At 73.1% G+C, this 26900-nt stretch carries 23 protein-coding genes and 1 pseudogene; 4 read left to right on the top strand and 20 right to left on the bottom strand.

From position 1 onward, the window contains the following. From IG64_RS32975 to IG64_RS33045, 15 genes and pseudogenes are all read right to left on the bottom strand, one after another. Window positions 1-216, bottom strand: a 216-nt coding sequence (locus tag IG64_RS32975) for a flavodoxin-dependent (E)-4-hydroxy-3-methylbut-2-enyl-diphosphate synthase (RefSeq protein WP_037863094.1), incomplete at its 3' end; no start/stop codon positions are given. A 4-nt stretch (window positions 217-220) separates the two neighbouring features. After that, window positions 221-1243, bottom strand: coding sequence for an adenosyl-hopene transferase HpnH (gene hpnH, locus IG64_RS32980; protein ID WP_037863097.1), 1023 nt, complete (start codon window positions 1241-1243; stop codon window positions 221-223). Between the two features lie 5 nt (window positions 1244-1248). After that, complete coding sequence (locus IG64_RS32985) at window positions 1249-1935, bottom strand: 1-hydroxy-2-methyl-2-butenyl 4-diphosphate reductase (RefSeq protein WP_037863099.1); 687 nt, start codon at window positions 1933-1935, stop codon at window positions 1249-1251. Next, window positions 1935-3959 (bottom strand): squalene--hopene cyclase, encoded by a 2025-nt coding sequence (shc, locus tag IG64_RS32990; RefSeq protein WP_037863100.1) that lies wholly within the window; start codon window positions 3957-3959, stop codon window positions 1935-1937. The genes IG64_RS32985 and shc overlap by 1 nt, the downstream gene beginning before the upstream one ends. A 113-nt stretch (window positions 3960-4072) precedes the next feature. Continuing rightward, complete coding sequence (locus IG64_RS32995) at window positions 4073-5203, bottom strand: polyprenyl synthetase family protein (protein ID WP_078884366.1); 1131 nt, start codon at window positions 5201-5203, stop codon at window positions 4073-4075. After that, window positions 5200-6705 (bottom strand): hydroxysqualene dehydroxylase HpnE, encoded by a 1506-nt coding sequence (gene hpnE, locus IG64_RS33000; protein ID WP_037863104.1) that lies wholly within the window; start codon window positions 6703-6705, stop codon window positions 5200-5202. Before hpnE ends, IG64_RS32995 begins: the two co-directional genes overlap by 4 nt. 136 nt (window positions 6706-6841) lie before the next feature. Then, window positions 6842-7792, bottom strand: coding sequence for a presqualene diphosphate synthase HpnD (gene hpnD / locus IG64_RS33005; RefSeq protein ID WP_037863106.1), 951 nt, complete (start codon window positions 7790-7792; stop codon window positions 6842-6844). Next, a complete protein-coding gene (gene hpnC / locus IG64_RS33010; RefSeq protein ID WP_037863107.1) occupies window positions 7789-8685 on the bottom strand; it encodes a squalene synthase HpnC in 897 nt (298 codons plus the stop codon). Before hpnC ends, hpnD begins: the two co-directional genes overlap by 4 nt. Before the next feature lie 362 nt (window positions 8686-9047). Then, window positions 9048-9663, bottom strand: a pseudogene (locus IG64_RS33015) (ABC transporter ATP-binding protein). After that, a complete protein-coding gene (locus IG64_RS33020) occupies window positions 9656-10585 on the bottom strand; it encodes an ABC transporter permease (RefSeq protein ID WP_037863109.1) in 930 nt (309 codons plus the stop codon). Before IG64_RS33020 ends, IG64_RS33015 begins: the two are co-directional and overlap by 8 nt. Before the next feature lie 101 nt (window positions 10586-10686). Continuing rightward, window positions 10687-11571 carry a glycosyltransferase family 2 protein gene (locus IG64_RS33025; protein ID WP_037863115.1) on the bottom strand — a complete coding sequence of 295 codons (885 nt, stop codon included), beginning with the start codon at window positions 11569-11571 and terminating at the stop codon, window positions 10687-10689. A gap of 5 nt (window positions 11572-11576) precedes the next feature. Then, a complete protein-coding gene (locus IG64_RS33030; protein ID WP_199811700.1) occupies window positions 11577-12356 on the bottom strand; it encodes a CDP-alcohol phosphatidyltransferase family protein in 780 nt (259 codons plus the stop codon). Then, complete coding sequence (locus tag IG64_RS33035) at window positions 12334-13395, bottom strand: iron-containing alcohol dehydrogenase family protein (RefSeq protein ID WP_037863119.1); 1062 nt, start codon at window positions 13393-13395, stop codon at window positions 12334-12336. The genes IG64_RS33030 and IG64_RS33035 overlap by 23 nt, the downstream gene beginning before the upstream one ends. Continuing rightward, window positions 13383-14144, bottom strand: coding sequence for a sugar phosphate nucleotidyltransferase (locus tag IG64_RS33040; protein ID WP_037863120.1), 762 nt, complete (start codon window positions 14142-14144; stop codon window positions 13383-13385). Before IG64_RS33040 ends, IG64_RS33035 begins: the two co-directional genes overlap by 13 nt. After that, entirely contained in the window at window positions 14141-15964 is a 1824-nt protein-coding gene (locus tag IG64_RS33045) for a DUF5941 domain-containing protein (RefSeq protein ID WP_037863122.1), read from the bottom strand. The genes IG64_RS33040 and IG64_RS33045 overlap by 4 nt, the downstream gene beginning before the upstream one ends. Before the next feature lie 737 nt (window positions 15965-16701). On the opposite strand from IG64_RS33045, the gene IG64_RS33050 reads away from it, so the two are divergent. Together IG64_RS33050 and idi are read left to right on the top strand one after the other, a co-directional pair. Continuing rightward, entirely contained in the window at window positions 16702-17634 is a 933-nt protein-coding gene (locus IG64_RS33050) for a cation diffusion facilitator family transporter (protein ID WP_037863124.1), read from the top strand. A gap of 222 nt (window positions 17635-17856) precedes the next feature. Continuing rightward, window positions 17857-18447, top strand: coding sequence for an isopentenyl-diphosphate Delta-isomerase (gene idi, locus IG64_RS33055; RefSeq protein WP_037863126.1), 591 nt, complete (start codon window positions 17857-17859; stop codon window positions 18445-18447). 105 nt (window positions 18448-18552) lie between these two features. Here the strand turns inward: idi and IG64_RS33060 are convergent, their stop codons facing one another. Continuing rightward, window positions 18553-19098, bottom strand: a complete 546-nt coding sequence (locus IG64_RS33060; protein WP_063758860.1) for an ATP-binding protein — start codon at window positions 19096-19098, stop codon at window positions 18553-18555. 249 nt (window positions 19099-19347) lie between these two features. Between IG64_RS33060 and IG64_RS33065 the strand changes: the two genes are divergently transcribed. Then, a complete protein-coding gene (locus tag IG64_RS33065) occupies window positions 19348-20094 on the top strand; it encodes an enoyl-CoA hydratase/isomerase family protein (RefSeq protein WP_037863130.1) in 747 nt (248 codons plus the stop codon). A gap of 36 nt (window positions 20095-20130) precedes the next feature. On the opposite strand, the gene IG64_RS33070 is transcribed toward IG64_RS33065, so the two are convergent. Then, on the bottom strand, window positions 20131-20766 hold the full coding sequence (locus IG64_RS33070; RefSeq protein ID WP_037863250.1) for a DJ-1/PfpI family protein: 636 nt from the start codon (window positions 20764-20766) through the stop codon (window positions 20131-20133). 115 nt (window positions 20767-20881) lie between these two features. Then, window positions 20882-21844 carry a GlxA family transcriptional regulator gene (locus IG64_RS33075; protein WP_037863133.1) on the bottom strand — a complete coding sequence of 321 codons (963 nt, stop codon included), beginning with the start codon at window positions 21842-21844 and terminating at the stop codon, window positions 20882-20884. Between the two features lie 204 nt (window positions 21845-22048). Between IG64_RS33075 and IG64_RS33080 the strand changes: the two genes are divergently transcribed. Next, window positions 22049-24430, top strand: coding sequence for a Tex family protein (locus IG64_RS33080; RefSeq protein ID WP_037863136.1), 2382 nt, complete (start codon window positions 22049-22051; stop codon window positions 24428-24430). A 159-nt stretch (window positions 24431-24589) separates the two neighbouring features. Here IG64_RS33080 and IG64_RS33085 read toward each other — a convergent pair whose 3' ends face one another. Further along, on the bottom strand, window positions 24590-24802 hold the full coding sequence (locus IG64_RS33085; RefSeq protein ID WP_037863138.1) for a hypothetical protein: 213 nt from the start codon (window positions 24800-24802) through the stop codon (window positions 24590-24592). A gap of 383 nt (window positions 24803-25185) precedes the next feature. Continuing rightward, window positions 25186-26826 carry an ABC-F family ATP-binding cassette domain-containing protein gene (locus IG64_RS33090; protein WP_037863140.1) on the bottom strand — a complete coding sequence of 547 codons (1641 nt, stop codon included), beginning with the start codon at window positions 26824-26826 and terminating at the stop codon, window positions 25186-25188. Window positions 26827-26900: the final 74 nt, after the last annotated feature.

A 26900-nucleotide genomic window follows, 5' to 3' on the forward strand; every position in this document is an offset into this window, starting at 1 on the left:
CGCGACGCGGACGATCTGGCAGCCCGACGCGGTCAGCTCCGCGATCTGCTGCAACGTCGCACCGATGTCCGACGTACGCGTCGTCGTCATCGACTGCACCGACACCGGGGCCCCGCCCCCGACGGCCACCGGCCCGACCTGGATCCGCCGCGACACGCGCCGCTCGGCGACCGGCCGGGCCGGTACCTCGGGAAGGCCCAAGGAAACGGCCGTCACGGGATCAGTCCCGGTTCCCGGAGACGGTCTCGCGCATGGCGCGCAGGGACTCCTTCAGGGACCCCATGGTGGCCAGGACGGCGGTGGGCTCGTAGCCGCAGTGCGCCATGCAGTTGGCGCAGCGCGGGTCCTTGCCGCGCCCGTACTTGTCCCAGTCGGTCTTCTCGATGAGTTCGCGGTACGTCGGGACGTACCCGTCGCTCATCAGGTAGCAGGGGCGCTGCCAGCCGAAGAGCGAGTAGTTCGGGATCGCCCAGGCGGTGCACGGGAAGTCCACCTTGCCCTCGAGGAAGTCGAGGAACAGCGGCGAGTGGTTGAGCCGCCAGCGCAGCCGGTTGCCGCCGGAGAAGGCCTTCCTGAACAGCTCGCGGGTCTGCTCGACGCCGAGGAAGTGCTCCTGGTCGGGCGCCTTCTCGTAGGCGTAGGCGGGCGAGATCATCATCTCGTCGACCTTGAGGTCGTCGTTGAGGAAGTTGAGGACCTCGATGATGGTCTGCGGGGTGTCGGTGTTGAAGAAGGTGGAGTTGGTGGTCACCCGGAAGCCGCGCCGCTTGGCCTCCTTGATGGCCGCCACGGCCTCGTCGAACACGCCTTCCTTGGCCACCGACTCGTCGTGCCGCTCGCGCAGGCCGTCGATGTGCACGGCGAAGGCGAAGTAGGGGGACGGCTTGAACTTGTCCATCTTCTTGCGCAGCAGCATGGCGTTGGTGCACAGGAAGACGTACTTGCGCTTGGCCACCAGCTGGCGCACGATCTCGTCGATGTGAGGGTGCATCAGGGGCTCGCCGCCCGCGATGGACACCATCGGCGCACCCGACTCCAGCACCGCGCCCACGGCCTGGGCGACCGGCATGCGCTGCTTGAGCACTCCGGCCGGGTGCTGGATCTTGCCGCAGCCCTCGCACTTGAGGTTGCAGGCGAAGAGCGGCTCAAGCTCCACGATCAGCGGGAACTTGTCCCGCTTGCGCAGCTTCTGTTCGGCCAGATATGTAGCGACCTTGATGGACTGGCGCAGTGGCATGGCCATCTGGCTCACCTCCTGGGGAGCAGCACATTACGGTGCCATTCGAAGAAAGTAGGAAGGACGGCGCGGAGAACGCGGACGGCGGATATGCCGCCGCGCACCGTGCCGATGCGTACGAGTTCGTGTTCCGGGGCGTCCACGACCACCCGCACGGCCGCGACCGGGCGCTCGCCGGCGCGGACGGCGGTGAGCAGCGTGGCCGCCGACTCCATGTCGACCGCGATCGCGCCGGTGGCGCGCAGGTCGGACCGCTCGGGACCGCGCACCACGTGGTCGGAGCCGGTGACGGGCCCGGTGTGGACGGCGCGGCCGGGCAGGGCGCGGGCGAGTTCCTTCACCAGCAGTTCGGTGCCGACGCAGGCGACGGTCCCGCGCGGGTCCCGGGTCTCCTCGGCGACGACGAGGTCACCGGGGTGCATGCCCGGCGCGAGGCCGGCGCAGAAGCCGGTGGCCAGCACGGCGGCCCGGGCCAGCGCGGGATCGGCGAGGGCCCGGGTGACGGAGCGTTCCGCCGCCCGGGGGCCCATGCCGGTGCGCAGGATGTCCACCTGCCCTTCGGTCCGGTGCCGCTCCGGTCCGCCCGCCGCGCGCCGGCCCGCCCGTCGCGCGCCGCGGTCGCCGCTGCGCAGGGCGAGGTGCTCGATGCCGAGCGCGCAGGCGATCAGCAGCGGGTCCGGGGCGGGCTGGGTTCTCATCAGCTGCCCTGCGCCTCGACGCGGGGCCGGTCGCCCGGCGTCTTGCCGGCGAAGGGATCACCGTGGACGTAGCGGCCGAGCGCGGTGAGCGGGAACACCTGCCGGTACAGGTGGTAGTTGATGGAGAAGTCCCAGGGGAAGCCGGTGCCGGTGAAGTACGGCTCGTCCCACGAGCCGTCCTCCCGCTGGGTGCCGGCCAGCCACTGGATGCCGCGCTCGACCGCCTTGGACTCCCGCTCCCCCGCCGCGAGCAGGGCCATCAGCGCCCACGCGGTCTGTGAGGCGGTGGAGGCGCCCTTGCCGCTCCACTCCCTGCTGTACCGGTAGGAGCGCAGGTCCTCGCCCCAGCCGCCGTCGTCGTTCTGCACGCGCTCCAGCCAGGCCACCGCGCGGCGGATCGCCGGGTGGGAGCCGGGCAGGCCGGCCGCGGTCAGCGCGGGTACGACGGAGCCGGTGCCGTAGATGTAGTTGACGCCCCAGCGGCCGAACCACGAGCCGTCCGCCTCCTGTTCGGCGAGCAGCCACTGGATGCCGCGCCGGGTCCGCGGGTCGTGGGACAGGCCCTCGACGGCGAGCATCTCCACCACGTGCGCGGTGACGTCGGCCGACGGCGGGTCGATGACCTCTCCGAAGTCGCAGAACGGCAGGCGGTTGGGGAAGGGGCTGGTGTTGTCGACGTCGAAGGCGCCCCAGGCGCCGTTCTTCGACTGCATGCCGAGGTTCCAGCGCACCCCCCGGCCGATGGCCTTGTCGACCCGTTCCGGGTCGTGGTGGCGGACCCGGCGCAGCGCGAGGACCACCTCGGCGGTGTCGTCGATGTCGGGGTAGTTGTCGTTGTGGAACTCGAACGCCCAGCCGCCCGGCGGCAGTCCGGGGCGGCGCACCGACCAGTCGCCGGGGCGCACGATCTGCTCACCGAGCATCCAGTCCGCGGCCTTCACCAGCTGCGGGTGGTCGGCGGGCAGACCGGCGTCGGCGAGCGCGATGGTGGCCAGGCAGGTGTCCCACACCGGGGACTGGCAGGCCTCGATCATCCGGGCGCCGTCCTCGCGCCGGATCGCGAAGCGGTCCAGCGACTCCAAGCCCGCGCGCATCACCGGGTGGTTGAGGTCGTAGCCCATCAGGTGCAGGGCGATGACGGAGTAGACGGCGGGCGGCTGGATGCCGCCCCAGCAGCCGTCGTTCTCCTGCCGTTCGATGATCCAGCGCACGGCGGTGTTCATCGCGGCCCTGCGCAGCCGCTTCGGCGCGACCTTGCGGAAGGCCTGCAGGCCCTTGTCCAGGCGCTGGAAGACGCCGTCCCAGCTGGCCGCCGGGGCGAGCGGCCGGGGCGGGTTGGGGCGCCGCGGGTCGGTGTGCAGTTCGTCCAGCGGGAACGGCGCGGGGCGAACCGGGCGCTTGGCCGAGACGATGGTGAGCGGCACGATGGTCTGCCGGGCCCAGCAGCCGAAGTCGTAGATGTTGAGCGGCATCCAGTCGGGGAACCAGATCAGCTCCGGTGGCATCTCCGGCAGGTCTTCCCACTTCCACCAGCCGAACAGGGCGAGCCAGATCCGGGTGAAGACGCGGGAGGCGGCGATGCCGCCCTGCGCGCGGATCCAGGCCGACGCCTTCGCCATGTGCGGCGCGTCCGGAGCGTCGCCGGCCAGGCGGAGGGCGACGTAGGCCTCGATGGTGGTGGACAGTTCGCCGGGGCCGCCGTAGAAGGTGGCCCAGGTGCCGTCCTCGCGCTGCTCGCCGCGGATGAAGAGCGCGGCGGCGCGGGTGGTCTCCTCGTCGGCGATGTTCAGGAACTGGCGCAGGAGCAGGTCCTCGGCGTCCATCGTGACGTTCGTCTCGAGGTCGCCCTTCCACCAGCCCTCGGCGTCCTGCTGGGCGAGCAGGAAGTCGGTGGCACGCCGGGTGGCGTGTGCGGCGGCTTCTTGTACCCCGGCCGTCACGGGGGTGGTGAGTACGCTTTCGCTGGCCGCGGCAGCGCGGGTCGGCAGTGCGGCCCCGGTGCTTCCGTCGGTCGTCGCTGTCATGGCTTCCCCTTCGTGCAGTCGTGCAAGTCGTGCTGCTGTGGGTCCGCCGTCGACCGGTGCCTGAAACCTTTCGGCACCGGCCGGCGACTACGCGAGGGTGGTTCCGATAGTGATCATCTCTTTCGTACGACGACGAAGTCGGCGAGCGCCGTGAACGCGGACCTGACCCGGTCGGGCATGTTCACGGAGTCGAGGGCTTCGATGGCGATGGTGTGCTGACGGCGCGCCTCCTGGGCGGTCCACTCCCGGCCGCCCGCCTCCTCGATGAGGGCGGCGCGGGCCGCGAACTCCTCCTCGGAGAAGTTCGCGAAGTCGCTGCTCTTGGCGTCGGCGGCGAGGATCTCGCCGAGCCGCTCGGAGGCGTCGCCGCCCGCCGCGAGCGCGGCCACCACCGGCAGGGACTTCTTGCGCTGGCGCAGGTCGCTCCAGGTCTGTTTGCCGGTGGCCTCCGGGTCGCCCCAGATGCCGAGGAGGTCGTCGACGGCCTGGAAGGCCAGGCCGAGGTGGTGGCCGTACTTCTCGAGCGTGTCGGCGGTCGCGTCGTCGGCGCCGCCGAGCACCGCGCCGATGGAGCAGGCGCAGGCGAGCAGGGCACCGGTCTTGTTGCCCTCCATCTCCAGGCACTCGGCGACGCTGACCCGGTCGCGGTGCTCGTAGGAGATGTCCTGCGCCTGGCCGTCGATCAGGGCGCGGGTGGCGGTGGTCAGGCGGCGGGCGGCGCGGCCGGCCTCGACGGTGCCCAGCTCCAGCAGGACCTCGTTGGCGAGGGCGAACAGGGCGTCGCCGACGAGGATGGCCTGGGCGGGACCGTGCACCTTCCAGACGGTGTCGCGGTGGCGGCGCTGTTCGTCGCCGTCCATGAGGTCGTCGTGCAGCAGGGAGAAGTTGTGGACGAGTTCGACGGCGACCGCGCCGGGCACTCCGGCCTCGGGCGCGGCGCCGGTGACCTCGGCGGAGAGCACCGCGAGGGCGGGGCGCACGGCCTTGCCGCCGTCGCCGTCCGCCGGGTTGCCGGCGGCGTCGATCCAGCCGAAGTGGTAGGCGGCGACGGTGTCCATCGGAGGGGCCAGGCGGTCCACGGCCTCCCGCAGGACCGGAGTGGCCAGGGTCCGTCCGCGCTCCAACAGCGCGGTCACGTCCACCGCGGTCTGCCGAGCGGCCGGGGGCACAGTGGGCACAGTCTCTCCTCTTGTCGCGGTACCGGCGGTGCGGGGACCCGCGGTGGGCTGGTGGGCGGCCTTCACCGGATCCCCCCTCGCTGGGCGGCGCCGGTCTCTCCCGGTTGTCGGCCGGGACCCCGGGGGGTGCCCCCGGGGAAGGTGCGGGGGGCCGCCTCCTGCGCAGCGAAGAGGCGGCTCGGGCGGGGCCGGCCCAGGGCGCGCAGGGCGGCGTCCGCCGCGCTCACGCCGCTGCGGACGGCGCTCTCCATGGTCGCGGGCCACCCGGTGGCGGTCCACGCGCCGGCCAGGTACAGGCCGGGCGCCTTGGTGCGGGCGCCGGGGCGCAGCCGGCCCACGCCGGGGGTGGGGGCGAACGTGGCCGTGCGCTCCCGGGTCACGAAGAAGTCCTTCACCTCGGCGCCGCGCGCCCGCGGCAGCAGCCGCCGCAGCTCGGGCAGGTAGCGCTCGCGCAGTACGGCGACGGGGGCGTCGATCTCGTCGTGGGCCACCGACTGGGACAGGGCGAGGTACTGGCCCTGGCGCAGTCCGGAGGCCTCGGTGCGGTCGAAGACCCACTGCACCGGTGTGCCGAGGGCGGCGACGAAGGGCCGGGCGAGGACCTTGCGGTCGTAGACGACGTGCACGTTGAGGATCGGTGCCGTGCCGATGTCGAGCAGCCGTTCGGGGGCGTCGAGGGCGCCGGGCGGCAGCAGGCCGTGGGCCTCGCGCTGGGGCACGGCGAGGACGACCGTGTCGGCCTGGAGCGTCTCGCCGGGAACACGGACGCTCCAGCCGCCGTTCTCGTTGGTGGAGACGGAGGTGACGCGTGTACGGACCTCGGTACGGACGCCCGCGGAGTCGAGCGCCTTGCGGGCGAGGCGGTCGTGCAGTTCGCCCAGCGGGACGCGGGCCCAGCCGATGTCGGCCGCTCCCGGGTCGGACAGCAGACCGGTCTTGAACACCATCGCGGCCAGCCCCAGTGAGGCGTCGGAGGCGACCGCGTTGAGGGTGGCGACCCCCACGAGGTCCCACAGTGCCTCGACGGCACGGGCCGACTGGCCGTGCTCGGCCAGCCAGCTCCCGAAGTTCTGGGAGTCCAGGGCGGGGTCGGCCGGGTCCAGTGCCTTGAGGGCGAGTGCGGCGCGGCCGACGCGGGCGCGCTCGGCGAGCGAGAGGTGCGGGTAGGTGGCCAGGCTGCGCCCGAGGTGCAGGGGCACGGGCAGTGCGTCGCGGCGCAGTCTGCCGAGCCGGCGTCCCTCGGGTCTGTCTGCGTCGAGGACGGGCACGTCGAGCCGGTCCTGCAGCGGGGCGAGCGCGGCGCCCTCGATCCGTTCGAGGAACCAGCGGTAGGCGGTGCAGCAGCGCAGGTAGACGTGCTGTCCGTTGTCGACGGTGAGGTCGCCGCGCCGGAAGGAGAAGGCGAGGCCGCCAAGGCGCGGCCGGCCTTCGAGGAGCGTCACGCGCACCCCGGCGTCGGCGAGGGCGAGCGCGGCGGTCACCCCGGCGAGGCCGCCGCCGACGACGACGGCGTGCCGCCCCGGCACCGCCGCCGCGAGTGGTCCGCCCGGTCGCGTCCCGTCCGTCATCGTGCGCCCTCCCCTGTCCGTCCGCCGCGGTGGGCGCGTGCTCCCCGGCCGGCCGTCGCCGTCAGTGACGCCGTGGGGCGGTGCGGGGTTGCCCGCGGTTCGTCGCCCTGCTGCTGTTCGTGGTGGGCCGGAGCCATCAGGCGCGCCTCCTGACGGCCTGCCGGGTCACGTGCCGGGTGTCCAGGCCGGACAGGCCGCGCACGGCGACGTAGGCCTTCTCCCGGCCGGGCAGGGAGACCCGGCCGCGCAGCACGGCCTCGGGTTCGCGTGCGATGCGGTCGAGCAGGCGGCGGTAGATGCCGGCCATGGCGGCGACGCAGGCCCCGCTGCGCCGGTCCAGCATGGGCAGCAGCTGGTAGCCCTCGGCGAACAGGGCGCGGGCGCGGCGCACTTCGAAGTGGACGAGGCCCGCGAAGTCGGAGCCCTCCGGCGGGGTGGGCCCGTCGAAACCGGCCGAGCAGCCGAACTTGGCGAGGTCGTCGGCGGGCAGGTAGGTGCGGCCGCCCTCGGCGTCCTCGCGCACGTCGCGCAGGATGTTGGTCAGTTGCAGCGCCAGGCCGAGCGTGTCGGCGTACTCGGGGGCGCGCTCGGCGCCGCGCGCGCCGGGCTCGGTGCCGAACACGCCGAGGGAGAGCCGTCCGATGGCGCCGGCGACGCACCGGCAGTAGACCTTCAGGTCGTCCCAGGTCTCGTAGGTCTCGCCGCGGACGTCCGCGAGGACGCCGTCGATGAGTTCGTCCAGGCCGCCGAGCGGGATCGGGAAGGTGCGGGCCGCGTGGGCGAGCGCGACGGCGACGGGATCGGTGTCGTCGTCCTCGACCGCGCCGTCGCGGATCCGGCCGAGCAGGGCCCGCGTGTCCTGGAGCCGGGCTTCCTTGACGTCGTCCGCCAGCGCGCCGTCGCCGATGTCGTCGACGCGCCGCGAGAACGCGTACAGCGCCGACATGGCGCGCCGCTTGGGCGCCGGCAGCAGCCGGATGCCGTAGGCGAAGTTGCGGGCCTGCTGTCCGGTGACGGCCTCGCAGTAGCTGTAGGCGGCGAGTACCGGTGCGGACGCGTGCTGTTGCGGCTCCACGGCCCGGATCACCCCTCTCCTCGCAGAGTCACGCCCACCTCGCGCAGCAACTGGACCTTGCCGGGCTTGGGCGGGCCGGGAAGTACGTCGTGTTCGGCGGCGGCGATCGCACGGAGCGCCGCCCTCCCCCCCGCCACGAACCCCGCGAGCAGCAGCTTCAGCCTGCCGTGGACGCTACCCACCAGGGGGGCGCCTTCATTCAGGAGTTCACGGGCGCGTTCGGCTTCGTACGCGACCAGCGCGCGCACCGACGCGCCCGCGGTGGGCGTGGCGAGATCCGCCTCCTGGACGTGAAAGCGTTTCATGTCCGAGACGGGCAGATAGATGCGGTCGCGGCCGAGGTCCTCCGCGACGTCCTGGAGGTGCTCGACGATCTGCAGGGCGGTGCAGACCGCGTCGGAGCGGCGGATCCGCTCGGGGGTCGAGGTGCCGGTGACGGCGAGCACGAGACGGCCGACGGGGTTGGCGGACAGCTCGCAGTAGGCCAGCAGGTCGTCGTAGGTCTCGTACCGGGTGACGAGCTGGTCCTGCCGGTTGGCGGCGATCAGCCCGAGGAACGGCTCGGGGGTCAGTGCGCGGCGGCGGACGGTGGGCTGCAGGCGGCGCAGCAGGGGGTGGCGTGGGGTGCCGTCGAAGACGCGGCGCAGGTCGGCCTCGAAGGCGTCCAGGAGGACGAGGCGGTCCTCGGCCTCCTCGGGCGGGACGCCGAGCAGTCGTGCGTCGGCGCCGCCGGGAGCCAGGTCTCCGTCGCCGATGTCGTCGACCAGACGTGCGAAGCCGTAGACGGCCATCAGGTCGGTGCGCCAGGCGCGGGGCAGGAAGAACGGTGCCACGGGGAAGTTCTCACCCGCGGCCTTGTCGAGTGTGGCGCGTTCGGGGTCGAGCGCCGTGGCCGCCCCGGTCATCGTCCGCTGCCCGGCGCATGGACGGCACATGCTGCGGTGAGCAGGGGAGTTTCCGTAGCCATTGCCGTCACATCTCCCGTTCTACACTGCCGACCCGACACACACTATTTCGGACACGCCGCCCGGCCCTCCGGGCAGCGGCCCTGGCGGAGGGTGTCGCGCATTATCTCCCCACTTGCCGCTTTCCGGGACCGGTACAGCTTACGTTGTACAACGGTGCGGGTCGCAGGGGGGGGTCCCGCACATCACAACAACACACCGATCCCGTTCAAGATTCCTAAGCAGCGTACGAGTTGACGGTTCCTTTACGGACGAAGGGGCCCCGCCGGAAGAGTTCCGGCGGGGCCCCGCCACCGCGTCGCCTATTTACCCGTGAACTTCTCGTACTCCTTGAGCACCTCGCCGGTGGGCCCGTCCATCCGCAGTTCCCCGCGTTCCAGCCACAGCACCCGGTCGCAGGTGTCCCGGATCGACTTGTTGTTGTGGCTCACCAGGAACACGGTGCCCGCCTCCTTGCGCAGCTCGCGGATGCGTTCCTCGGAGCGCTGCTGGAACTTGCGGTCGCCGGTGGCCAGCGCCTCGTCGATCATGAGGACGTCGTGGTCCTTGGCGGCGGCGATGGAGAACCGCAGCCGCGCCGCCATGCCGGAGGAGTACGTCCGCATCGGCAGCGTGATGAAGTCGCCCTTTGGCCCGCAGCAGGGTGGACTTGCCCGAACCGTTGGAACCGATCAGGCCGATCGCCTCGCCGCGGTAGGCGACGAAGGAGACGCCCTTGACGGCGTGCACCTTGCGCACCCCGCGCGCCGAGTCGTCCGAGCCCCGCTTCAGGATCCGGCTCAGGGCCGCGGTGGCGCTGCCCCTGCCGCTCTTCGCGCCGTTGACGCGGTAGACGATGTGCAGCTCGTCCGCGATGACGGTGGGGATCCGGGACCCGCCCTCGCGCGCGGTCTCCGGGCCGCTGTTGTGCTCAGCCACGTCCGTACCTCTCCTCGGCCTTCCAGAAGTACACGAAACCGCCGGCGAAGAAGACCACGGCCCACAGCAGGGCGACGGCCCACACGTGCGGCGGGAGGTGCGAGGCGCCGTAGCCGTCGATCAGCGCGAAACGCATCAGGTCCATGTAGACGGCGGCGGGGTTGACCTGCATCAGCCGGATGAACCACTCCGGGCGGCCCTTGAGCATGCTGTCGATGGAGAACATCACGCCGGACGCGTACATCCAGGTCCGCATGATGAACGGCATCAGCTGGGCGAGGTCGGGCGTCTTGGCGCCCATCCTGGCCACGATCAGCGACAGGCCCGTGTTGAACAGGAACTGCAGCACCAGCGCCGGGACGATCAGCAGCCAGGACATGGCGGGGAGACTGCCGAAGGCGATGACCATGACGAACAGCACGATCATCGAGAACAGCAGCTGCTGGAGCTGCTGCAGCGCGAAGGAGACCGGCAGCGAGGCCCGCGGGAAGTGCAGCGCCCGCACCAGGCCCAGGTTGCCGGAGATGGCGCGGACGCCGGCCATGACCGAGTTCTGCGTGAAGGTGAAGACGAACACGCCGGTGACCAGGAACGGCAGGTAGGTGTCGTGCGACAGGCCGCGGTTGGCCTTGAGGATGACACCGAAGATGAAGTAGTACACGGCCGCGTTCAGCAGCGGCGTCACCACCTGCCAGAGCTGGCCGAGCTTGGCCTGGCTGTACTGTGCGGTCAGCTTCGCCTGGGAGAAGGCGAGGATGAAGTGGCGCCTGCCCCACAGCTGGCGTACGTACTCGATGAGCGTGGGCCGGGCGCCGCTGACGGACAGGCCGTACTTGGCGGCGAGCCGGTCCGCCGGAAGGCCCTCGTCGGGCGGCGAAGCCGCGCCGAGGGCGACAGGGCCGTCATGCGTTGTCTCACTCACAAGGGAATACTTTCGTCTTCGAGATGCGCAGCCTGTGCGGATGGACGGGCATGGCACGGGCACCGGCCGGGTGCGGCCGGTGCTGCCGGGCAACGAGCTTGTCAGATGACCGGCGGCCGGCCCAGCCGGGTGAGCCGCCACACGGTACGCCACCGCATGGGCCGGCGCGGTCCGCACGGTGTGCCCCAGCCTTCCCGGAACCCACCGAACCAGGCCTTCAGGGCCGGGCGCGAGGGGCGCCGGGCCAGGGTGAGGAGCATCCACACCCCGAGGTAGACCGGGACGAGCGGGGCCGGCAGGTTGCGGCGGGCCAGCCAGACCCGGTTGCGGGCGACCATGCGGTGGTAGACCGCGTGCCGCGAGGGCGCGGTCGTGGGGTGATGGAGCACCATGTCGGACCGGTAGTCGATCATCCAGCCCGCGTCGAGGGCCCGCCACGCCAGGTCGGTCTCCTCATGGGCGTAGAAGAACTCGTCCGGCAGCCCGCCGACCTCCGCGAAGACCTTCGTACGGGCGGCGTTCGCCCCGCCCAGGAAGGTGGTGACCCGGGAGGAGCGCATCGGGTCGGAGGCCCGCAGCCGCGGCACGTGGCGGCGCTGGGTGAGACCGGTCTCGGGATCGGCGATGCGGAAGCTGATGATGCCCAGCTTGTCGTCGGCGGTGAAGGCGCGGCGGCACAGCTCGACGGTGTCGGTGCGCGCCAGCAGGCCGTCGTCGTCGAGGAAGAGCAGGATGTCGACGTCGGTGCCGCCGGGGCCGAAGGCCTCGATGCCGACGTTGCGCCCGCCGGGGATGCCGAGGTTCTCCGGCAGCTCGATGGTCCGGACGCCCTCGGGGACGTCCGGGACGGGCGAGCCGTTGCCGACGACGACGACCTCGACCGGGTCGCCGTCCTGCGCGGCCACCGAGTCGAGCAGCGCGCGCAGCTCGTCGGGGCGGTTGCCCATCGTGATGACGACGGCCCCGACCTTCGGCGAGGTGGTCATGCCGCTCACCGCAGCCTGCTGGAGGCGAGGACGGACACCAGGTGCAGCAAAGTCTGCAGGAGCGCGATGCCGGCCAGGACGGCCGTACCGAGACGGGTGAAGAACAGGTCGCCCCGTATCTGGTCCACGATCGCGAGGACCAGGATCAGCAGGGACGCCTCGATACCGAGGATCAGCCGGTGGAACTTGAGCGCGGCGGCGGCCCGGCGGGCCAGCGCCACGCCGGAGGAGCGCGGTTCGGCGGCGCTCTCCTTGACCGGGGGCAGTCCGCCCTGGTGGCGGGCCACGCCGACCAGGTCCGTCTCCGCCTTGATCAGGATGGCGCCGAGCGCGGCCAGGGTGCCCAGGAAGGCCCACAGCCAGTCGATCCGTCCGCTCCCCCACAGGTCGGCGGCGCGCAGTCCGAGGCCGACCAGGACGGCCGCGTCGGTCAGGTAGGCGCCGACCCGGTCCAGGTAGACCCCGCCGAGCGAGAACTGCTGCTTCCAGCGGGCCACCTCGCCGTCGACGCAGTCCAGCAGCAGGTAGAGCTGGACCGCGACGACACCGAGCACCGCGCCCCACACGCCCGGCACCAGCAGGGCCGGGGCGGCGAGGACACCGCACACCGTCATCAGGTACGTGAGCTGGTTGGGTGTGACCTTGGTGTTCACCAGGTAGCGGTCGACCCGCAGGGACACCTCACGCATGTAGAGGCGTCCCATCCAGTGCTCACCGCTGCGCCGGTCCTTGACCCCCACGGGGTGCACGACCGGTCTGAGTTCAGCTACCGATGGCCTTGACATAGTCGGCGTAGGCGTCCTTGATCTGTTCGGTCTTGAGGTCGAGGTGTTCGAGGATCGTGTAGCGGCCGGGGCGGGTCTCCGGGGCGAACTCCACGGCACGGACGAACTCGTCCACCGTGAAGCCGATGTCCTGCGGCAGCACCGGCAGCCCGTGCCGGCGCAGCACCCCGGCCATCAGCGCCGACTCCTCGACGGCGCCGCGGAGGTGCATCGCGAAGGCCGCGCCCATCCCGCACTGTTCGCCGTGGCTCGCGGCGCGCTGGGGGAACAGCAGGTCGAAGGCGTGGTTGATCTCGTGGCAGGAGCCGGAGGCGGGACGCGAGTCGCCCGAGACGGACATCGCGACGCCGGTGAGGACCAGGGCCTCGGCCAGCACCTGGAGGAAGCCGCCGTCGGCGATGCCGCCGGGGTGGCGCAGCACCGCCTCGCCCGCCTGCCGGGCCATGGCGGCGGCCAGTCCGTCGATCTTCTCGCCGTTCACCCGGTGGGCCAGTTCCCAGTCCGCGACCGCGTTGATGTTGGAGACGGCGTCGCCGATGCCGGAGCGGACGAAGCGGGCCGGGGCCTCGCGGATGACGTCCAGGTCGATGACGACGGCGATCGGGTTGGGCACGCCGTAGGAGCCGCGGCCGGCGTCGTTGTCGAGGGTGGCGACCGGGGAGCACAGGCCGTCGTGCGCGAGGTTGGTGGGCACGGCCACCAGGGGCAGGCCGACGCGGGCCGCCGCGAACTTCGCGCAGTCGATGATCTTTCCGCCGCCCAGGCCGACGACGGCGTCGTAGTGGCCGCTCTTCATCTCCCCGGCCAGCCGGATCGCGTCGTCCAGGGTGCCGCCGCCGACCTCGTACCAGGTGGCGCCCGGCAGGGTGGGGGCGACCCGCTCGCGCAGCCGGGCGCCGGAGCCGCCGCTGACGGCGACGGCGAGCCGGCCGGAGTGCGAGACCCGCTCGTCGGCGAGGACGCAGGCCAGGTCGTCCAGGGCGCCCGGGCGGATGTCGACGGCGACCGGCGAGGGGATCAGCCGGGTCAGTAGCGGCACGCGATCTCCCGTCCCCGGGCGAGGTCGTCGTGGTTGTCGATCTCGACCCAGTCGACCTCGCCGATCGGTGCGACGTCGATGCGGAAGCCGCGGTCGACCAGCTCCTGGTAGCCGTCCTCGTAGTAGAGCTGCGGGTCGCGCTCGAAGGTGGCCTTGAGCGCGTCGGCCAGGTCGGCGGCGGCCTCGCCCTCGATGAGGGTGACACCGATGTACTCGCCGGTCGCCTCGGCGGGGTCCATCAGCTTCGTGATGCGCCGCACACCGGTGGCGGGGTCGACGACGACCTTCATCTCCTCGTCGGCCAGCGTCTTGACGGTGTCCAGCGCGAGGATGATCCGCTTGCCGTCGCCGCGGGCGGCGAGCAGCGTCTTCTCCACGGAGACCGGGTGGACGGTGTCGCCGTTGGCGAGGATCACGCCGTCCTCGAGAGCGTCACGGCCGCACCACAGCGAGTAGGCGTTGTTCCACTCCTCGGCCTTGTCGTTGTCGATGAGCGTGATCTTGAGGCCGTACTTCCGCTCCAGGGCCGCCTTGCGCTCGTACACGGCCTCCTTGCGGTAGCCGACGATGACACCGGCCTCGCTCAGACCGATCTCGGCGAAGTTGGCGAGGGTGAGGTCGAGGACGGTGAGCCCGTCGGAACCGTCCTCTATGCCCGCGGGCCCGACCGGCACCAGCGCCTTGGGCAGGGTGTCGGTGTAGGGGCGCAGACGCCGTCCGGCGCCGGCCGCCAGCACGAGGCCGATCATGCGGGTTCTCCTTCGTCGTGTACGGCGGGCGCGCCGCCCTTGTGGGCGGCCACCCAGAAGCGGATGCTCTCGGCGAGCACCACGACGGCCACGAGCACGGCGATGACCGTGAGCGCGGCCTTGAACTGCGCGGCGGTGAGCAGCGCCGCCAGTACGGTGACGAGCAGCGTCCGCCCTTCCTGCCCCCCGATGGCGCGCACCAGACGGGCCGGCGGCGCTCCGGCGTCACCGCGGATGCGGTACACCGTGTCGTAGTGATGGTAGGCGACGGCCGCCACCAGCCCGAAAGCCGCCGGCAGGGCTCCGTTCACGTCGGCGCGGGCCGCCAGGACCAGGACGGTTGCGTACTCCGCGGCCCGGAACAGCGGCGGGACCAGCCAGTCCAGGGCGCCCTTGAGGGGGCGGGCGAGGGCGAGCGCCGAGGTGAGGACGTAGGCCAGGGCGCCGGCGACGGGCCACAGGCCGCCGAAGCCGGTGAGGGCACAGCACGCGACGACGGCGAGGCCGCCGAGCAGGGCGACGGCGGGTGCGGTGACGGCGGGCAGCTTGCGGGCGGGTCCGCGCAGGGCGCGGGCGAGGCCCTCGCCCAGCGGCCCGTTGTCCGCGAGGTCCGCGAGCGCCTGCGCGGCCCGGTCGGTGCGGCGTGCCTTGCGGGTCACCGAGCGCAGCACGCGGCCCGCCGTGGTGTACGTCGCCGCGAAGGCGCAGCCGGCGAGCAGGACGTAGAAGGTGATGCGGGGGGTGGTGGCGGCCGTCAGGACGGCGATCATGGCCCAGCGTTCCCCGATGGGCAGGACGATCATGCGGCGCAGCCAGACCGTCCAGCCGACGCTGTCGAGCTTGTCGGAGAGGGCGGCGGTGGGGCTGGTGTTGGCGGTGGCGTCGTGGTTGGCCTCGTTGAAGGAGAAGTCCACGACGTGCCGGCAGGTCTGCAGGACCATGGCGCCCAGCGCGAGGGCCCACACGTCGTCGTGGCCGCCGCCGCGGGCCGCGCCGAGGGCGAGTCCGGCGTAGTAGGCGTACTCCTTGGCCCGGTCGAAGGTGGCGTCGAGCCAGGCGCCGAGGGTGGAGTACTGCAGCGAGTAGCGGGCGAGCTGGCCGTCGGTGCAGTCCAGGACGAACGAGGCGATCAGGAGCACGCCGGCGGCGACGAAGCCGCCCCGGGTGCCGGTGGCGGCGCAGCCGGCCGCTATGAGCGCGGTGAGCAGGGAGGCGGTGGTGACCTGGTTGGGGGTCAGGCCGCGGCGGGCGCACCAGCGGGCGAGGTAGCGCGAGTACGGGCTGATGAAGAAGGTGGTGAAGAAGCCGTCGCGGGCCTTGACGGCCGACTTCAGGCGGACGGCCTCGTCGTCGACGGCGGCGACGGCCTGCCGCGCCTCGTTGCGGGCCTGCGGGTCGGCCGGGACGACGGCGACGAGGCTGCCGAGTTCGGGGTGGTGCACGGCGGTGCCGTCGGCGTGCAGGGCGGCGACGACGCGGTCGGCGACGCTGTCCACGGCGAGCGCGGTGCCGCCGCCCGCGGTGTTCTCCCGGGCCAGCGCGCGGACCAGTGCCTGGCGGCCGGCCGGCTGCGCGGTGACGGCGCCGGGGACGGCGGCGAGCGGGAAGCGGGGGTCGGTCAGGCCCAGGCGCAGGGCGTGGGCGTGCCCGACGAAGCGGGCGTCGACGACGGCGACCCGCTCCTCGCTCGGCACCCGGGCCAGCACGGCCTCGGCGTCACCGACGTCGGCGGCGGGACGCACGTCGAAGCCGAGGGCCCGCAGATCGGCCTCGATCGACGATCCGGGGACCGGCTGACCGGTGAGGATGGCGGTCGACAACCGAACTCACTCCCTGGTGCCGACGCGGGGGCGCCGGTCATGTGCATGGTGGAGGGGTGCCGCTTGCCCCGGGGCGGCCGGGCGGCATGTCGGCAGAGGCTATCGGATGCCGGGAAGCCCGCGTTCACCGCCCGTTCACGGGCCGATCGACGTCATCTGCCCGCAGCCTGCGCCGAGATCATCATCGGTGATCGGGGTGCCGCCTCACAAACTCCGCACCAGATCGGACATTCACCGCGAACGCGCGGCGCGGGTGCGGGAACGACGGGGCGACGGTGAGGGGCGGGTGCCGGACGGCACGGCGGCCCGCGGCCGGGCGGGGCTGTGGACGGCGGCCGGGCAGCGGCCGGGCAGCGCAGTGGGCGGCGGTCGGACGACGCCGTGGGCGGGCGGGGGCGACGGACGGCGGTCGGGCGGTGCGGTGAGCGGTGGGCAGGTGCGGTAGCCGGGACCGTCCCGCCCGTCGGGCGCCGGGGCGCTCACGGCATCGCCGCCCGCCGCCGACCCGTCCCGCCGTCCGGTCACCCCCCGCACCGCCCCTGCCCCGCCGCCTGGCGACGCGCCCGCCGACACGCGGTGCCGCCTCTGCCGAAACGTTCTGACCTGCGGATCGTTTGCGCAGGTCAGGGCACATGACAACGGTGTTCAGTGCCGCGTTGCCCCATACCCCCCACCCGTAGTTGACTGGGTCGCGCCCGGCGGGGATCCGGGCGGGACCCACGAGGACGGAGAGGCTGATGGGGGCCGGTCACGACCACGGGCACGCGCACGGCGCCACCGGCACGGCGGCGGCCGCCCACCGCGGCACGCTGCGCATCGCACTGTCGATCACGCTCGCCGTCATGGTGGTGGAGATCATCGGCGGCGTGGTCGCGGATTCCCTCGCGCTGGTGGCCGACGCCGCCCACATGGCGACGGACGCCCTCGGCCTGGGCATGGCGCTGCTCGCCATCCACTTCGCGAACCGGCCGCCGAGCGGGAACCGCACCTTCGGCTACGCCCGCGCCGAGATCCTGGCCGCGCTCGCCAACTGCCTGCTGCTGCTCGGAGTGGGCGGGTACGTCCTGTACGAGGCGGTGCAGCGGTTCGTGCGGCCCGCCGAGACGCACGGCGGGCTGATGATCGTGTTCGGTCTGATCGGCCTGGTGGCGAACTCCGTCTCGCTGGCCCTGCTGATGCGCGGCCAGCGGGAGAGCCTGAACGTGCGCGGCGCGTTCCTGGAGGTGGCCGCGGACGCGGTCGGCTCGCTGGCCGTGATGGTCTCGGCGGCGGTCATCCTGCTCACCGGCTGGCAGGCCGCCGACCCGATCGCCTCCCTGGCCATCGGCCTGCTGATCGTGCCGCGCACGGTCAAGCTGCTGCGCGAGACCCTGGACGTGCTCCTGGAGGCGGCCCCGAAGAACGTCGACATGGACGACGTGCGGGCGCACATCCTGGCACTGGACGGCGTCGAGGACGTGCACGATCTGCACGCCTGGACGATCACCTCCGGGCTTCCGGTCCTGTCCGCGCACGTGGTGGTCAGTTCCGAGGTGCTGAGCGCGGTCGGTCACGAAAAGCTGCTGCACGAACTGCAGGGCTGTCTCGGCCACCACTTCGACGTGGAACACTGCACCTTCCAGCTGGAACCCGGCGGGCATGCCGAGCACGAGGCGCGTCTGTGCCACTGAGCGCCCTCCCGGCCCCCGGTCCGCCGGGGTACCCGGACGGTTCCGGTGGCGCCCGGCAGGGCACGATCAGTAACCGGGTCCCTCTCGCGGTGACCGTCCGGTGACCGCCGCGCCCGCCCCCGGGCGCGGTGCCGCGGGGACATGCGGGTACGCCGGGAAGTGCCGGGAGTGCCGGTTTCGTGCGGCAGACTTGGGGCTCGAGGACCGATGCGAAGGATGGGTATGCCGATCACACCTGCCACCGCGACGCACAGCTCGTCGAACGGCACCGCGGACGCGATCTTGCTGGAACTCGTCGACGAGGACGGCGTGACGATCGGCACCGCGGAGAAGCTCGCCGCGCACCAGCCGCCGGGGCAGCTGCACCGCGCCTTCTCCGTCTTCCTCTTCGACGAGCAGGGCCGCCTGCTGCTCCAGCAGCGGGCGCTGGGCAAGTACCACTCCCCCGGTGTGTGGTCCAACACCTGCTGCGGCCACCCCTACCCCGGCGAGGCGCCCTTCGCGGCCGCTGCCCGGCGGACGTACGAGGAGCTGGGCGTCTCCCCGACGCTGCTCGCCGAGGCGGGCACCGTCCGCTACAACCACCCGGACCCCGCGTCGGGCCTGGTGGAGCAGGAGTTCAACCACCTCTTCGTCGGCCTGGTGCAGTCACCGCTGCGGCCGGACCCGAAGGAGATCGCCGACACCATGTTCGTGGCGCCCGAGGAGCTGGCCGCGCGGCACGCGCGCGACCCGTTCTCGGCGTGGTTCATGACCGTGCTCGACGCGGCCCGCCCGGCGATCAGGGAGCTGACCGGCCCCGCGGGCTGGTGAGCCGGCCGGCCCTCGCGAACCGTTTCCGCGGGGTGTTCCAGCTGGGCCCTGTCGTCACGTCCCCGTCTGCCCCGCGGGCGCACGACGGGAATGTGACGACAGGGCCTAGGGCCCGGGGGTGAGCGGCAGGGCGGCCCAGATCACCTTGCCGCCGCCGGCCGTGTGCTCGACGTCGCAGACACCGCCCGCCTCCCGTGCGATCTCGCGCACGAGCAGCAGCCCGCGCCCGCCGGTGCGGCCGTGGTCGGTCTCCAGCGCGGTCGGCCGGTAGGGGTGGTCGTCCTCGACGGAGACCCGCAGCCAGTCGGCGCCGACGGCGACCTCCACGGCGAGCATCGGCGACAGCACCGCCGCGTGCCGGACGGCGTTCGTGACCAGCTCGGACACGATCAGCAGCAGGCCGTGGACCAGATCGCCCGAGGCGGGTACGCCCTGGCGGCGCAGCAGGTCGCGCACGGCGTGCCGGGCCTGCGGGACGGAGGCGTCGACCGCGGGAGCGGTGAACCGCCAGACGCCCTCGTACGGCATCGGGGCCGGCGGGGGCGGCGGCGCGCCCTCCAGCGGGGCCGGCGGGGGCGGCGGCACGCCGTCCAGGGGGGCCGCTGTGCCGCCTGCTGGGCGCGGGCCGTCCCCACGCCCGTGGTCGTCCATCGTCCGGTCGCCACCCTCGCGCTCGATTGTCACCACACGACGAGTGTTGGTACCGCGGCGCGCGGCCCCAAGGAGTGAACACAAGTCAGCCGGTTCCCGGCCCTTTCCGATCGTTTCAGTCGTCCACGGCGCCGACCTGGACCGGCTCTGCCCGACCGGCGCCGCGTTTGCGAACTTTTCGGGTTGTACGGGTTCCCTCCGCGACCCCGGTCGCGATCGAACGCCCGATCGAGCCGATAGCATCCGGCCATGGAGCCGCAGCTGCTGCACGACGTCACCGACGCGGTCGCCACCGTCGTCGTCCACCACCCGGCCAAGCGCAACGCCATGACGGCGGCCATGTGGCGGGCGCTGCCGCCGCTCCTGGACCGCCTGGCGGCCGACCCGGGCGTACGGGCGCTGGTGCTGACGGGTGCGGACGGAACGTTCTGCGCCGGTGCGGACATCTCCACGCTGCGCGAGTCGCCCGCCGAGGCGCAGCAGCTCGCCGTGCTCGCCGAGGAGGCGCTCGCCGCCTTCCCCAGACCGACCCTGGCCGCCGTGCGCGGGCACTGCGTCGGCGGCGGCGCGCAGCTCGCGGCCGCCTGCGACCTGCGGTTCGCCGAGGAGGGCGCGCTGTTCGGGGTGACCCCGGCCAGACTCGGGATCGTCTATCCCGCCTCCGCGACCCGCCGACTGGTGTCCCTGGTGGGCCCGGCCACCGCCAAGTACCTGCTGTTCTCCGGCGAGCTGATCGGTGCGCGGCGGGCGCTGCGCACCGGGCTGGTCGACGAAGTGCTGCCCGAGGGAGGTCTGGACGAGCGTGTCGCGGAGTTCACCCGTCTCCTGACCTCGCGCTCGCCGCTGACGCAGGCGGCGGCCAAGGAGTTCGCGGACGGCCGCACGGACCGCGACGCCCACTGGGCCGCCCAGGCGCGCGGCAGCGGCGACACCGCCGAGGGCGTCGCCGCCTTCCTGGAACGCCGGGCGCCGCGCTTCACCTGGAGCGCCGAGTAGGGGCGGGGAGCGCGGACCGGGGCACGGCGCGCGGCTCTACCGGAGGTAGGGGCGGCTGTCGGCGCGGAGCTTCTCCACGAGGTGGGCGGGGGCCTTCTGCGGGGAGCCGGCGTCGTAGGGCGGCTGGGGGTCGTACTCGGTCAGGAGCTGGACGGCCTGGGCCGTCTCGTCGCCCGCGATGCGGCCGAGCAGCGTGAGCCCCATGTCGATGCCGGAGGAGACGCCCGCGGCGGTGACGTACTTGCCGTCGGTGACCACCCGCTCGCCGGTGGGCTCCGCGCCGAGCGAGGCGAGGTGGTCGAGGGCCAGCCAGTGGGAGGTGGCGCGCCGGCCGCGCAGGAGTCCGGCCGCGCCGAGCAGCAGGGAGCCGGTGCACACGGAGGTGGTCCAGGTGCTGGTGGCATCGGCGGCGCGCAGCCAGTCGAGGAGGGCCGCGTCGTCCATCCGCGCGCTCTGGCCGGGTCCGCCCGGGACGACCACGATGTCGGGGGACGGTACGTCGGCCAGGGTGCGGTCGGCGGTCAGGGCGAGGTTCCCGGTGTCCGTGCGCACCGGGCCGGTCCGCTCGGCGACGAAGACGGTGTCCGCGCCGGGCAGGCGGCCCAGCGTCTCGTACGGGCCGACGGCGTCGAGCGCGGTGAAGCGGTCGTAGAGGACGATGGCGATCTGCATGGTCTTCCCTTCGGTGAGCCGCACGGAGCGGCCCCGGCCGGTGAACGGCCGGCGGACGCCCGGCGGACGGTCGGCGGGCCGCACGGGGAGCGCCGTGAGCGCCGTGGACGGGAGGTCAGGTGGTGGCGTGCGCCGGGCGGAAGCGGCGCCGGTACTCCGCCGGTGACGCGCCGAGCGTGCGCAGGAAGGCGCGCCGCATGGCCTCGGGCGTGCCGTAGCCGCTGGCACGGGCGATCTGCGCGATGCCGTCGGCGGTGTCCTCCAGCAGCCGCCGGGCGTGTTCCAGGCGGACCCGGTCGACGTACCGGCCCGGGGACATGCCCGTCTCGGCCTGGAAGGCCCGGGCGAAGTGGCGGGGGGAGAGGGCGGCGCGGACGGCGAGCGCCTCGACGGTCAGGTCACCGGCAGGGTGCTCGGTGATCCACTGCTGGACCTCCCTGAGCGGCTCGCGGTGGGCGGTCTGCGCGGTGAGCTGCGCGCTGAACTGCGCCTGGTTGCCGGGTCTGCGCAGGAAGACCACCAGGTGGCGGGCGACGGTGAGCGCGGTGTCGCGGCCCAGGTCCTCCTCGACGAGCGCGAGGGCCAGGTCGATGCCCGCGGTGACACCGGCCGAGGTGGCCACCTGGCCGTCCCGTACGAAGATCGGGTCGGCCTCGACCCGGACCGCGGGATGGTCGCGGGCGAGTTGCGCGCAGTACGCCCAGTGCGTGGTGGCGCGGCGCCCGTCCAGCAGGCCCGCCTCGGCCAGCAGGACCGCGCCGGTGCACACCGAGACCAGCCGGGCCGCGCACGGACCGTGTCCGCGCACCCACTCGACCAGGCGCGGATCGGACCGGCGGGTGCCCTCGCCCCCGGGGACGAGGAGGGTGTGCGCCCGGGGCGCGCCGGTGAGCGCGGTGTCCGGCACGAGGCTCAGGCCGCTGGAGGTGCGCACGGGGGCGCCGTCCAGCGAGGCCGTACGGAGCCGGTAGCTGCCCGGGGTGTGCTTCTCGGCTCCGGCGAACACCTCCAGGGGGCCGGTGACGTCCAGGCTCTGCACGCCGTCGAAGAGGACGACGAGAACGGTTCGCTGCGCCATGCCGTCGATTCTGGGCGGGCGCGACGACGGCCGCAACGACGGGTTTCCCACCTTTCCGGCCATGCGCCCGCCGGGCCGGCCGGGCCGCGGGCGCCCGGCTCCGCCGTGGCGACGCGCCCGCCGGGGACCGCCCTGATCCCCGGATGCCGGTGCCGCCTGCCACAATTGCGGCGCAACCCGAAGTGGAGAAGGCGGTACCGGAACGTGACGACACCCGGGTCCCTCGCAGCAGGGTCCATCGAAGGCAGGATCGCCGAGGAACTCGGCGTCAGGGAGCGGCAGGTCAGGGCCGCCGTGGAGTTGCTCGACGGCGGTTCGACGGTGCCCTTCATCGCCCGCTACCGCAAGGAAGCGACCGAGATGCTCGACGATGCGCAGTTGCGCACGCTCGAGGAGCGGCTGCGCTATCTGCGGGAGCTGGAGGACCGGCGGGCCGCGATCCTGGACTCGGTGCGCGAGCAGGGCAAGCTCACCGGTGAACTGGAGGCGCGGATCCGGGGCGCCGAGACGAAGGCGCGGCTGGAGGACATCTACCTGCCGTTCAAGCCGAAGCGGCGGACGAAGGCGCAGATCGCGCGGGAGGCGGGCCTGGAGCCGCTGGCGGACGGCCTGCTGGGCGACCCGGGCGTGGAGCCGCTGGCCGCGGCGGCGGCCTTCGTGGACGCGGACAAGGGGGTGGCCGATCCGCAGGCCGCGCTCGACGGGGCCCGCGCGATCCTCACCGAGCGGTTCTCCGAGGACGCCGACCTGATCGGCGAGGTCCGCGAGCGCATGTGGACGCGCGGGCGGCTGGCCGCGAAGGTGCGCGAGGGCAAGGAGGAGGCGGGCGCGAAGTTCGCCGACTACTTCGACTTCGCGGAGCCGTTCACCGAGCTGCCCTCGCACCGGATCCTGGCGATGCTGCGCGGCGAGAAGGAAGAGGTCCTCGACCTCGTCCTGGAGCCCGAGGAGCCGACCGACGGCCCGTCGTCGTACGAGGCGATCGTGGCGCACCGCTTCGGCATCGCGGACCGCGGCCGGCCCGCCGACAAGTGGCTCACCGACACGGTCCGCTGGGCCTGGCGCACCCGGATCCTCGTCCACCTCGGCATCGACCTGCGGCTGCGGCTGCGGACGGCCGCCGAGGACGAGGCGGTGAACGTGTTCGCGGCCAACCTGCGTGACCTGCTGCTGGCCGCCCCGGCGGGCACCCGCGCGACGCTGGGCCTGGACCCGGGCTTCCGTACGGGTGTGAAGGTCGCCGTGGTCGACGCGACCGGCAAGGTCGTCGCCACGGACGTCATCCACCCGCACGTCCCGGCCAACAAGTGGGACGAGGCCATCGCCACGCTGGCGCGCCTGGCCCGGGAGCACGCCGTCGAACTGGTCGCGATCGGCAACGGCACGGCGTCCAGGGAGACCGACAAGCTCGCCGGTGAACTGATCACCAGGCACCCCGAGCTGAAACTCACCAAGGTGATGGTGTCCGAGGCGGGCGCGTCCGTGTACTCCGCCTCCGCGTACGCCTCGCAGGAGCTGCCCGGGATGGACGTGTCGCTGCGCGGCGCGGTGTCCATCGCGCGCCGGCTGCAGGACCCGCTGGCCGAGCTGGTGAAGATCGACCCGAAGTCGATCGGTGTCGGCCAGTACCAGCACGACCTGTCCGAGGTGAAGCTGTCCCGCTCCCTGGACGCGGTGGTCGAGGACTGTGTGAACGGTGTCGGGGTGGACGTCAACACCGCGTCCGTGCCGCTGCTCTCGCGCGTCTCCGGCATCACCGGCTCGCTCGCCGAGAACATCGTGGCGCACCGCGACGCCAACGGCCCGTTCACCTCGCGCGCCCAGCTGAAGAAGGTCTCGCGGCTCGGTCCGAAGGCCTACGAGCAGTGCGCGGGCTTCCTCCGCATCCGCGGCGGCGACGACCCGCTGGACGCCTCCAGCGTGCACCCGGAGGCGTACCCGGTGGTGCGCCGGATGGTGAAGACCACCGGCCAGGAGGTGGCCTCGCTCGTCGGGAACACGGGTGTGCTGCGCTCGCTGCGCCCGGCCGACTTCGTCGACGACACGTTCGGTCTGCCCACGGTCACCGACATCCTCAAGGAGCTGGAGAAGCCGGGGCGCGACCCGCGGCCCGCCTTCAGGACGGCCACCTTCAAGGAGGGCGTGGAGAAGATCTCCGACCTGTCCTCGGGGATGGTCCTGGAGGGCGTCGTGACGAACGTGGCGGCGTTCGGCGCGTTCGTGGACGTCGGTGTCCACCAGGACGGTCTGGTGCACGTGTCGGCGATGTCGAAGACCTTCGTCAAGGACCCGCGGGACGTGGTCAAGCCCGGCGACATCGTCAAGGTGAAGGTGCTGGACGTCGACATCCCGCGCAAGCGGATCTCGCTGACCCTGCGCCTGGACGACGAGGCGGCGCCGCAGGACCGTCAGGGACAGGGCGGCGGCGGTGAGCCGCGCCGGCGCGGCGGCCGGCCGCCGCAGCAGCGCCAGGGCCGCGGTGGCGGCGGTGGCGGCTCACGTCAGGCGCCGGCGCCGGCCAACGGCGCCATGGCGGACGCGCTGCGCCGGGCCGGTCTGCTGGACTCCGACAAGGGCCGTCGCTGACGTACCGCGGGCCCGGCCCCCGCGTGGTGCGGTGGGCCGGGCCCGGTGGCCGCGTCGCGGCGGTGGGCCGGGCCCGGTGGCCGCGTCGCGGCGGTCCGCCGTCCGGCGCGCGTCACTGCCGGGGACGCGCGGGCAGGACGGGCGCCGTGGACGGGGCCGCTATCGCGGAGCCTGGCCGGGCGGCAGCGCGGAGTGCGGCCGTGGGGAGGCGTTCCGCGCCCCGGGGCCGGGCTCGAAGGCGCCCGACGGCTGCCCCGTCCGCATCACCTGGTCGAGTTCGCGCCGTATGCTCGTGGCCGCGTCACGGACCCGTGCGGGTACGTCACCGCGTTCCGCGACCAGCTGGTGGTAGATGGGGGCGTCCTGGAACATGGGCGACCATGCCTTTCTGTCTGCGGCTTCACTCCGGTGGGCAACGGTTGCCGAGTGTAAGGCCCCCTGGCCGAGGCACCTGTGACCGCCTCCGGGCAGGTACTCGACAAGGGCGTGAGGACCGGTTCGGGTCCTGACCTGACGACCGGACCCGGGTTCCGGCCCGAGGACCGGGCCCGGGTTCGCGCCGTCGCCGGCGCCCGGGCCGCCGGACGGCCTCCGGTGCTGTGGCCGGGAAGGTCCGCCGGGAAGCTCGCGGCGTCCGGTGCGGTGGACCGCAGGGCGGAGCACGACCCGCGTACCGGAAGTACCCGTGGGACGCGACCGCGCGGCGAGGCGCCGTGCCGGGCGTCGCGAGCCGGTGGACCTTCCCGGTCGCCGCACTAGTGTTCCGTCACCTTGCCGTCGGCCACTTCCAGGTGGCGGGTGGTCCGTACCGCCTGGAGCATGCGGCGGTCGTGGGTGACCAGGAGGAGGGTGCCCTCGTAGGCGTCGAGGGCGGACTCCAGTTGCTCGATGGCCGGCAGGTCGAGGTGGTTGGTCGGCTCGTCCAGGACGAGCAGGTTGACGCCCCTGCCCTGGAGCAGGGCGAGTGCGGCGCGCGTGCGCTCGCCCGGTGAGAGGGTCGCCGCGGGGCGCAGTACGTGGTCCGCCTTCAGGCCGAACTTGGCGAGCAGCGTGCGTACCTCGGCCGGTTCGGTGTCCGGGACCGCCGCACGGAAGGCGTCCAGGAGCGACTCGGAGCCGTGGAACAGGCGGCGGGCCTGGTCGACCTCGCCGACCAGGACGCCGGAGCCCACGGCCGCGTGCCCCGCGTCCAGCGGGAGGCGGCCGAGCAGGGCCGCCAGCAGGGTCGACTTGCCCGCTCCGTTGGCGCCGGTGACCGCCACCCGGTCCGCCCAGTCGATCTGGAGGGAGACCGGGCCGAGCACGAACGGGCCGCGCCGTACCTCCGCGTCGCGCAGGGTGGCGACGACCGCGCCCGAACGGGGGGCGGCCGCGATCTCCATGCGCAGCTCCCACTCCTTGCGGGGCTCCTCGACGGTCTCCAGGCGTTCGATCATGCGCTGGGTCTGGCGGGCCTTGGCGGCCTGCTTCTCGCTGGCCTCGCTGCGAAACTTGCGGCCGATCTTGTCGTTGTCGCTGCCGGCCTTGCGCCGGGCGTTCTTGACGCCCTTGTCCATCCAGGCCCGCTGCGTCTGCGCACGCTCCTGGAGGGAGGCCTTCTTGTCGGCGTACTCCTCGTAGTCGTCGCGGGCGTGCCGCCGGGCGACCTCGCGTTCCTCCAGGTAGGCCGCGTAACCACCGCCGAAGAGGTTGACCCGGCCCTGGGCCAGGTCGAGTTCGAGGACCTTCGTGACGGTGCGGGTGAGGAACTCGCGGTCGTGGCTGACGACGACCGTCCCGGCGCGCAGGCCGGTGACGAAGCGTTCGAGGCGTTCCAGTCCGTCGAGGTCGAGGTCGTTGGTCGGCTCGTCGAGGAGGAAGACGTCGTAGCGGGACAGGAGCAGGGAGGCGAGTCCGGCGCGGGCCGCCTGGCCGCCGGACAGCGACGTCATCGCCTGGTCCAGGCCGACGGTCAGACCGAGCGAGCCGGCGGTCTCCTCGGCCCGTTCGTCCAGGTCGGCGCCGCCCAGGCCGAGCCAGCGCTCCAGGGCGCTCGCGTAGGTGTCGTCCGCGCCGGGGGCGCCGTCGACGAGGGCCTGGGTGGCCTCGTCCATGGCCCGCTGGGCGTCGGCGACGCCGGTGCGGCGGGCCAGGAACTCCCGGACGGTCTCGCCGGGCCGGCGCTCCGGCTCCTGGGGCAGGTGGCCGACGGTCGCGGTCGGCGGGGAGAGGGTGAGTTCGCCCTGCTCGGGGGTGTCCAGGCTGGCGAGGATGCGCAGCAGCGTGGACTTGCCCGCGCCGTTGGCACCGACGAGACCGATCACGTCCCCGGGCGCGACGACGAGGTCGAGCCCGGAGAAGAGCGCGCGGTCGCCGTGTCCGGCGGCGAGGTTCTTGGCGACGAGGGTGGCAGTCATCAGACCGCCGATCTTAGGTCCTCCCGTTCCGGTCGTGCGGGCCCGCGGCGGCCGGGACGGGCGGCCGGGCCGGT

Source organism: Streptomyces sp. NRRL S-340 (genome assembly GCF_000720185.1).
GTDB lineage: Bacteria > Actinomycetota > Actinomycetes > Streptomycetales > Streptomycetaceae > Streptomyces.

Bases quoted from the DNA above. Each gene is read 5' to 3' on its own strand.
- IG64_RS32985 (WP_037863099.1), bottom strand. From the start codon at position 1,935: ATGAGAACCCAGCCCGCCCCGGACCCGCTGCTGATCGCCTGCGCGCTC.
- IG64_RS33085 (WP_037863138.1), bottom strand. From the start codon at position 24,802: ATGTTCCAGGACGCCCCCATCTACCACCAGCTGGTCGCGGAACGCGGT.
- IG64_RS33030 (WP_199811700.1), bottom strand. From the start codon at position 12,356: ATGTCAAGGCCATCGGTAGCTGAACTCAGACCGGTCGTGCACCCCGTG.
- IG64_RS33090 (WP_037863140.1), bottom strand. From the start codon at position 26,826: ATGACTGCCACCCTCGTCGCCAAGAACCTCGCCGCCGGACACGGCGAC.
- hpnC (WP_037863107.1), bottom strand. From the start codon at position 8,685: ATGACCGGGGCGGCCACGGCGCTCGACCCCGAACGCGCCACACTCGAC.
- IG64_RS33075 (WP_037863133.1), bottom strand. From the start codon at position 21,844: ATGGCGCAGCGAACCGTTCTCGTCGTCCTCTTCGACGGCGTGCAGAGC.
- idi (WP_037863126.1), top strand. From the start codon at position 17,857: ATGCCGATCACACCTGCCACCGCGACGCACAGCTCGTCGAACGGCACC.
- IG64_RS33065 (WP_037863130.1), top strand. From the start codon at position 19,348: ATGGAGCCGCAGCTGCTGCACGACGTCACCGACGCGGTCGCCACCGTC.
- IG64_RS33040 (WP_037863120.1), bottom strand. From the start codon at position 14,144: ATGATCGGCCTCGTGCTGGCGGCCGGCGCCGGACGGCGTCTGCGCCCC.
- IG64_RS33070 (WP_037863250.1), bottom strand. From the start codon at position 20,766: ATGCAGATCGCCATCGTCCTCTACGACCGCTTCACCGCGCTCGACGCC.
- IG64_RS33060 (WP_063758860.1), bottom strand. From the start codon at position 19,098: ATGGACGACCACGGGCGTGGGGACGGCCCGCGCCCAGCAGGCGGCACA.
- hpnH (WP_037863097.1), bottom strand. From the start codon at position 1,243: ATGGCCATGCCACTGCGCCAGTCCATCAAGGTCGCTACATATCTGGCC.
- IG64_RS33050 (WP_037863124.1), top strand. From the start codon at position 16,702: ATGGGGGCCGGTCACGACCACGGGCACGCGCACGGCGCCACCGGCACG.
- hpnE (WP_037863104.1), bottom strand. From the start codon at position 6,705: ATGACGGACGGGACGCGACCGGGCGGACCACTCGCGGCGGCGGTGCCG.
- shc (WP_037863100.1), bottom strand. From the start codon at position 3,959: ATGACAGCGACGACCGACGGAAGCACCGGGGCCGCACTGCCGACCCGC.
- IG64_RS33025 (WP_037863115.1), bottom strand. From the start codon at position 11,571: ATGACCACCTCGCCGAAGGTCGGGGCCGTCGTCATCACGATGGGCAAC.